Genomic DNA, 8,699 nt, shown 5'->3' with positions numbered 1-8,699 from the left:
TGGCGCGCCGACGGCACGCTGGAGTACCTGGGCCGCACCGACGACCAGGTCAAGGTGCGCGGCTACCGCATCGAGCTGGGCGAGATCGAGTCCGCCCTGCTCGGCCAGGCGGGCGTGGCCCAGGGAGTGGTGATCGTCCGGGAGGACGTCCCCGGCGACAAGCGGCTGACCGCCTACGCCGTCCCGGACCTGGACGCGGACGTGGAGCTGGACGCCGTCGCGCTGCGGGACGCGCTCGCGACGGCGCTTCCCGACTACATGGTCCCGTCCGCGGTCGTACTGCTGGAGGCGCTCCCGCTGACCGTCAACGGCAAGCTGGACCGCCGCGCCCTCCCGGCCCCGGACCGGACCGCCGAGCTGGAGGCCTCCTACCGCGCGCCCCGGACGCCCGAGGAGACCCTCCTGTGCGAGGCGTTCGCCGAGGTCCTCGGGCTGGAGCGGGTCGGCGTCGACGACAACTTCTTCGAACTCGGCGGGCATTCGCTGCTGGCGGTGACGCTGGTGGAGCGGCTGCGTTCCCGCGGCCTGCAGGTGTCGGTGAAGGCGCTGTTCCAGGCTCCGACGGTGGCCGGACTTGCGGCCGTGGACGCGGGCCAGGCGTTCGTGGTGCCGGAGAACCGGATCCCGAGCGACGCGACCGTTCTGACGCCGGACATGGTCACGCTGGCCGAGGTCACCGAGGACGATCTCGCACGGATCGTGGAGCAGGTCCCGGGCGGTGCGGCGAACGTCGCCGACGTCTACCCGCTGGCGCCGCTGCAGGAGGGGATCTTCTTCCACCACCTGCTGGACGCCGACCAGGGCCGTGACGTCTACACGCTGCCGACGGTGCTGGCCTTCGACTCGCGGGAGCGGGTCGACGGATTCGTGTCCGCGGTGCAGGCGGTGGTGGACCGGCACGACATCCTGCGGACGGCGGTGCTGTGGGAGGGACTGTCCCAGCCGCTGCAGGTCGTGCTGCGGCAGGCGCCGCTGGTGGTGTCCGAGGTCGCCCTGGCGGCCGGTGCCGGTGACGAAGCGGTCGCCCGGCTGCTGGCGGCGTGCCCGCCGTCGATGGACATCCGCCGGGCGCCTCTTCTTGATCTGACCATCACTCAGGACGCTTCTGGTGGCCGGTGGTTGGTCGTGCTTCGCAGCCACCACCTGATCCGCGACCACCAGGCGCTGGAAGTCCTGCTGGACGAGGTGCGGGCGCACCTGGAGCAGGAGGAGGACCGGCTGCCGGAGCCGGCGCCGTACCGCGACTTCGTCGCGCACGCGCGCCTGGCGGTCACCGCAGAGCAGCACCGCGCGTTCTTCGAGCGGGCGCTCGGGGAGGTGGAGGAGTCGACCGCGCCGTACGGCGTTCTGGACACGCACGGCGAAGGCGGCGAGGTCGGTGAGACGATCGTCGAGCTGTCGGACGAACTGGCCGATCATGTGCGGAAGTTGGCTCGCCTGAACGGTGTGAGCGCGGCCGCGTTCTTCCACCTGGCGTGGGCACGGGTCGCGGCGGCGACGACGGGGCAGACGCATCCGGTGTTCGGAACCGTGCTGCTCGGCCGGATGGACGCGGGAGGTGCGGCGAGCCGTACGCCGGGTCTGTACATCAACACGCTGCCGATCCGGGTCGACGCCACCCAGCGACTTGGCGACGGACTGCGGGCAGCACAGGCGCAGTTGGCCGAACTGCTGACCCACGAGCATGCCCCGCTGTCCCTCGCCCAGCAGGCGACCAGCCTGCCGGCGCAGAGCCCGCTGTTCACCTCGATCCTCAACTACCGTCACAGCAAGCCGCGTTCCGAGTCCGGTCGGGGGAACCTGCCGGATACCGGGATCGCGGGCATCGACATCCTGTACGCCCATGAGGGCAACAACTACCCGCTGACGGTGTCGGTGGACGACACCGGTGTCGGGTTCCGGTTCACGGTGCAGGCATGTGCGCCGATGGACTCGGACGTGGTCTGCGGTCTGCTGTGCACGGCGGTGGAGAACCTGGTCGGCGGGCTGGAGGAGGACTCCGCCGCCACGCTCGACCGGATCGCCGTTCTGGACGCCGGGCAGCGGGAGTTGGTGCTGCGCGGCTGGAACGACACGGCGCGTGAGGTGCCGGTGGGGACGCTGCCGGGGCTGTTCGAGGCGCAGGCGGCGCGGACGCCGGACGCCACGGCCGTGGTGTTCGGCAGTGGTGCGGCGCGTGAGGTCGTGTCGTACGCAGAGTTGAACGAGCGGGCGAACCGCCTGGCGCACCTGCTGGTTGAGGCCGGCGTTGGGCCGGAGCACCTGGTGGCGGTGTGTCTTCCGCGCTCGACCGAGCTGGTCGTGTCGCTGGTGGCGATCGGGAAGGCGGGGGCGGCGTATCTGCCGCTGGACCCGGACTACCCGGCGGAGCGCCTGGCCTCCACCCTGGAGGACGGCCGTCCGACCGCCCTGGTCACCGACAGTGTGACGATGGGCGGGGAGCTGGCGGCTGGTGTCCGGCGGATCGACCTGGACAGCCCGGACACCGTCAACGCCCTGAGTGCGCAGGCGGTTTCGAACCCGGAGCGGGTGGGCCACGGCCCGCAGAGCCCGGCGTACGTGATCTACACCTCGGGGTCGACGGGTCGTCCGAAGGGTGTGGTGGTTGCACATGACGGTGTAGTGAACCGTTTGGCGTGGATGCAGGACGACTACCGGCTGACGTCGTCGGATCGGGTGCTGCAGAAGACTCCGGTCGGGTTCGACGTCTCCGTGTGGGAGTTCTTCTGGCCGCTGACCACCGGCGCCACCCTGGTGGTCGCACGTCCGGACGGGCACCGCGATCCGGCGTACCTGGCGGAGGTGATTCGTGCGGAGGGCGTGACGGTCACGCACTTCATTCCGTCGATGATGCAGGTGTTCCTGCTGGAGCCGGCCGCGCGGACCTGTACTTCTCTGCGGGCGGTGTTCGCCAGTGGTGAGGCGTTGTCGCCGGAGTTGCGCGACGCCTTCCTGCGGGATGTTGGTGTTCCGCTGCACAACCTGTACGGGCCGACGGAGGCGTCGATCGACGTCACCGCCTGGGAGTGCGTGCCGGGGACGGCGACCGTGCCGATCGGCGGCCCCGTCGGCAACACCCGGGTGTACGTGCTGGACGCGGCGCTGCGGCCGGTTCCGGTCGGCGTTGCCGGTGAGTTGTACCTCGCCGGTGTTCAGCTGGCACGGGGCTACCTGAACCGTCCGGGGCTGACGGCGGAGCGCTTCGTGGCCTGCCCGTTCGGCGAGGCGGGCGCAAGGATGTACCGCACCGGCGACCTGGCGCATTGGCGCGCCGACGGCACGCTGGTGTACCTGGGCCGGACCGACGACCAGGTGAAGGTGCGCGGCTACCGCATCGAGCTCGGCGAGATCGAAGCCGCCGTCCTCGGTCAGCCGGGTGTCGCCCAGGCCGCCGTGATCGTCCGCGAGGACGTCCCGGGCGACAAGCGCATCGCCGCCTACATCGTCCCCGCCGCCGGTGCGGAGATCGACACTGCCGAGATCAGGGCCGGGCTGGGCGCCGTCCTGCCCGAGTACATGGTCCCGTCCGCGATCATGGCGCTGGACGCGCTCCCGCTGACCGTCAACGGCAAGCTCGACCGCCGCGCTCTCCCGGCCCCCGAGATCACCGCGATCCACGAGGCCTACCGCGCGCCGCGCACGGCGGACGAGGAACTGCTCTGCGAGGTGTTCGCCGAGGTTCTGGGCCTGCCCCAGGTGGGCATCGACGACAACTTCTTCGAACTCGGCGGGCATTCGCTGCTGGCGGTCACCCTGGTCGAGCGGCTGCGCTCGCGCGGCCTGCACGTCTCGGTGCGGGCGCTCTTCCAGGCCCCGACGGCGGCCGGACTCGCGGCCGTTGATACCGGCCGGGCCTTCGTGGTGCCGGAGAACCGGATCCCGCAGGACGCCACCGCCCTCACCCCGGACATGGTCACGCTGGCCGAGCTGAGCCAGGCGGACCTCGACCGTCTGGTGGATCAGGTCCCCGGTGGTGCGGCGAACGTCGCGGACGTCTACCCGCTGGCGCCGCTGCAGGAGGGGATCTTCTTCCACCACCTCCTGGACGCCGACCAGGGCCGCGACGTCTACATCGTCCCGGTCGTTCTGGGCTTCGACTCCCGCGAGCGCGTCGACGCGTTCGTGACCGCGCTTCAGCGCGTCGTCGACCGGCACGACATCCTGCGGACGGCCGTGCTGTGGGAGGGCATCTCCCAGCCGCTCCAGGTCGTCCTGCGCCAGGCGCCCTTGGCGGTCGAGGAGGTCGTCCTCACCGGGGACCAGGGCGAGGACGCGGTGGCCCGGCTGCTGGCGGCCTGCCCGCCGTCGATGGACATCCGTCAGGCGCCGATGCTCGATCTGACGATCACCCACATCACCTCCGATGGGCTCTGGTTGGTCGCTCTGCGCAGCCACCACCTGATCCGCGACCACCAGGCGCTGGAGATCCTGTTGGACGAGGTGCGCGCGCACCTGGAGCAGGATGTCGAGCGGCTGCCGGAACCGGCGCCGTACCGCGACTTCGTCGCCCACGCGCGCCTGGCGGTCACCGCCGAGCAGCACCGCGCCTACTTCGAGCGCGCCCTCGGCGAGGTCGAGGAGCCCACCGCGCCGTACGGCGTCCTGGGCACCCGCGGCGACGGCAGTGACACCGGCGAGGCGATCGTCGAGCTGTCGGCCGAACTGGCCGACCGGGTGCGGGAGTCGGCACGTCGTCACGGTGCCAGTGCCGCCGCGCTGTTCCACCTCGCCTGGGCGCGCGTCGCCGCCGCCACGACCGGGCAGACGCATCCGGTGTTCGGCACCGTGCTGCTCGGCCGGATGGACGCCGGGGACACGGCGAGCCGCACCCCGGGCCTGTTCATCAACACCCTGCCGATCCGGATCGACGCCACCCGGCCGCTGGACGCCGGACTGCGCGCCGTCCAGGTCCAGTTGGGCGAGCTGCTGCGGCACGAGCACGCCCCGCTGGCGCTCGCCCAGCAGGTGGCCGGACTCCCCGCCCAGAGTCCGCTGTTCACCTCGCTCCTCAACTACCGCCACAGCAGGCCGCGTTCGGATTCCGGTCAGGGGAGCCTGCTGGAAACCGGGATCGCGGGCATCGACATCCTGTACGCCCACGAGCGGAACAACTACCCGGTGACGGCCTCGGTGGACGACACCGGTGTCGGCTTCCGGCTCACGGTGCACGCGGCCGAGCCGATCGACTCCGACACCGTCTGCGGCCTGCTGCACACCGCCGTCGAGAACCTGGTCGGCGCCCTGGAGGCGCACCCCGCCGCCACGCTGGACACGGTCGCCGTCCTGGACGGCCGTCGGCAGGACCAGCTGCTGCGCGGCTGGAACGACACCGCGCGGGATCTGCCGGCCGCGACGCTGCCGGAGCTGTTCGAGGCGCAGGTCGCCCGGACGCCGGACGCGGTCGCGTTGGTGCGCACCCGCGCCATGGACCCGGACACCACGGACACCCCGGACACCCCGGGCCACGAGACGCTGACCTACGCCGAACTCGACGCGCGCGCGGGCCGGCTGGCCCGCGTCCTGGCCGGCTACGGGGTCGGGCCGGAGGCGCTGGTCGCTGTCGGCATGCACCGGTCCACGGAGCTGGTCACCACCTTCCTGGCGATCGCCAAGGCGGGCGGCGTGTTCGTCCCGCTGGACCTGCGTTCGCCCGAGGCGCGGACGGCGGCCGTCCTGGCGGACGCCCGGCCGCACCTGCTGGTGGCCGACTCCGCCCTGCGGGAGCACGCGGTCGTGCGCACGGCCGAGGCGCAGGGCACCCGGGTGGTCCTCGTCGACGCCGACGTCCTCGCCGTGCCCGCAGCGGACGGCTCGGACGGCTCGGACGGCGCGGACACCATGGAGCCCGTGAGCCCGACGCGGGTGCTGCCGGACCAGGCGGCGTACATCATGTACACCTCCGGCTCCACCGGCACCCCCAAGGGCATCGTCACCACGCACGCCGACGTCGCCGCCCTCGTGCGGGACTCGCGCTGGAACGTCGGCCCGGCCGACCGCGTGCTGTTCCACGCCCCGCACGCCTTCGACGCGTCCACCTACGAGCTGTGGGTCCCGCTCGTCCACGGCGGCAGCGTCTCCGTCGCGCCGGAGGTCAGGCTCGACAGCGCCACCCTGCACCGGCTGATCGTCGACACCCGGGCCACCCACGTCCATGTCACGGCCGGGCTCTTCCGCGTCATCAGCGAGGAGAGCCCCGAGATCTTCGCCGACGTGACGGAGGTCCTCACGGGCGGCGACGTCGTGCCGCCCACCGCGGTCGCGCGGCTGCTCGACGCCCTCCCGCACCTGACCGTCCGCCACCTGTACGGCCCGACCGAGACCACGCTGTGCGCCACCCAGCACCCGATGGCCGCCCGGGCCGAGCTCGGGCACACGCTGCCCATCGGCAGCCCGATGGACGACACCCGGGTGTACGTGCTGGACGCCGCGCTGCGGCCGGTGCCGGTGGGGGTGCCCGGCGAGCTGTACATCGCCGGCACCGGGCTGGCGCGCGGCTACCTGAACCGTCCGGGCCTGACCGCGGAGCGCTTCGTGGCCTGCCCGTTCGGCGGGGCCGGGGATGGGCCCCTCGCCCCCAGCCCGGCGGCTGGGAGGTGCCCCCAGCCCGGTGGCGGGCAAGGAGGGAGGATGTACCGCACGGGCGACCTCGCCCGCTGGCGCGAGGACGGCACGCTCGACTACCTGGGCCGCACCGACGACCAGGTGAAGATCCGCGGCTTCCGGATCGAGTTGGCGGAGATCGAGTCCGCCCTGCTCGCCCGGCCGGGCGTGGCCCAGGGCGTGGTGATCGTCCGCGAGGACGTCCCCGGCGACAAGCGGCTGACCGCCTACGTGGTGCCCGAGGCGGGTGCGGCGGTGGACTCCGCCGCCCTGCGCGCGGAGCTGGCGGCGGTGCTGCCGGACTACATGGTCCCGTCCGCGGTGCTCGCCCTGGAGGCGCTGCCGCTGACGGCCAACAGCAAGCTGGACCGCCGCGCTCTCCCGGCCCCGGACCACGCGGCGGCGCTGGGGGCGTCCTACCGGGCGCCGCGGACACCGGAGGAGCAGCTGCTGTCCGAGGCGTTCGCGGACGTCCTGGGCCTGCCGCAGGTCGGCGTCGACGACGACTTCTTCGAGCTGGGCGGGCACTCGCTGCTGGCCACCCGGCTGGTCAGCCGGGTCCGTTCGGCCCTGCGGGTGGAACTGCCGCTGCGGGTGGTCTTCGAGAGCCCCACCGTGGCCGCGCTGGCGCCCCGGCTGTCGAAGGCGGAGCAGGCCGCGCCCGCGCTGGTCGCCACCGCCCGTCCGGACGTGGTGCCGCTCTCCCTGGAGCAGCGCCGGATGTGGTTCCTCAACGAGCTGGACGGCGCGAACGCGGCCTACAACATCCCGCTGGCGCTGCGGTTCGCGGGCGCCCTGGACCGGTCGGCGCTGGCGGACGCCCTGCGGGACGTGGTGGCGCGGCACGAGGTGCTGCGGACGGTCTTCCCGGCTCCGGCGGGGGAGCCGCGGCAGCGGGTCCTCGCCGTGGACGAGTACCGCTGCGAGCTCGCGGTGGTGGAGGCGGCCGCGGCCGACGTCGACGGGCTGCTGGCCCGGGCGGCCGCCCGCCCGTTCGACCTGGCCACGGAGATCCCGATCCGGGCGACCCTGTTCGAGGTCGGGCCCGAGGAGCACGTCCTGCTGGTGGTGATCCACCACATCGCCGGCGACGGCTGGTCGATGCGCCCGCTGGCCCAGGACCTCTCGTCCGCCTACACGGCGCGCAGCACCGGCGGCGCGCCCGACTGGGCCCCGCTCCCGGTGCAGTACGCCGACTACACGGTGTGGCAGCGCGAGCTGCTCGGCGCGGACGACGACCCGGGCAGCGTGCTGAACCGTCAGCTCGCCTACTGGGAGAAGACGCTCGACGGCACCCGGCAGCAGCTGGAGCTGCCGGCGGACCGTCCGCGCCCGGCGGCGCTGACCCACCGCGGCGGGGTCGTCGAGCTGACCGTCCCGGCCGCCCTGCACGAGGAGCTGACCAGGCTCGCCCGGGCCGAGGGCGTGACCATGTTCATGGTGCTCCAGGCGGCCCTGGCCACGATGCTGTCCCGGCTCGGCGCGGGGGAGGACATCCCGATCGGCACGGCGGTCGCCGGGCGTACGGACGCGGCCATGGACGACATGGTCGGGTTCTTCGTCAACACCCTGGTCCTGCGGACGGACCTCTCCGGTTCGCCGACGTTCTCCGGCCTGCTCAACCGGGTCCGCGAGGCGGGACTGGAGGCGTTCGCGCACCAGGACGTCCCGTTCGAGCGCCTGGTGGAGAGCCTGGCCCCTGCTCGCTCGCTGACCCACCACCCGCTGTTCCAGGTCATGCTGGTCCTCCAGAACAACGAGGGGGCCACGCTCGACCTGCCCGGGCTGGACGTCAGCGGCCTGCCGAACGGCAGCTGGCCGGCCAAGTACGACCTCGACTTCACCTTCGAGGAGCGCTTCACCGCCGACCGGCGCCCGGCCGGCCTGCGGGGCCGCATCGTCTACGCCCGGGACCTCTTCGAGCACGGGACGGCCGAGCAGTTCGGCGCCAGGCTGCACCGGGTGCTCGCGGCGATGGCCGACGATCCGCGCCAACCGGCCCACCGGGTCGAGGTGTTGGGCGAGGCGGAGCGGGAGCTGGTGCTGTTCGGGTGGAACGACACGGCGCGTGAGGTGCCGGCGGTGACGCTGCCGGAGCT

At 72.9% G+C, this 8,699-nt stretch carries 1 protein-coding gene; it reads left to right on the top strand.

Going from position 1 to position 8,699, the window contains the following annotated elements; all coding sequences use genetic code 11:
- Nucleotides 1-8,699: amino acid adenylation domain-containing protein (locus tag ACFVHV_RS42395; protein WP_380359019.1), on the top strand; the 8,699-nt coding region annotated here is incomplete at both ends.

Origin of the sequence: Kitasatospora sp. NPDC127116 (genome assembly GCF_042677365.1) — a bacterium.
Classification (GTDB): Bacteria; Actinomycetota; Actinomycetes; order Streptomycetales; family Streptomycetaceae; genus Kitasatospora; species Kitasatospora lactacystinica.
Note: the sequence above shows the minus strand (reverse complement) of the source record. Positions and strands in the feature narration are given on the sequence as shown.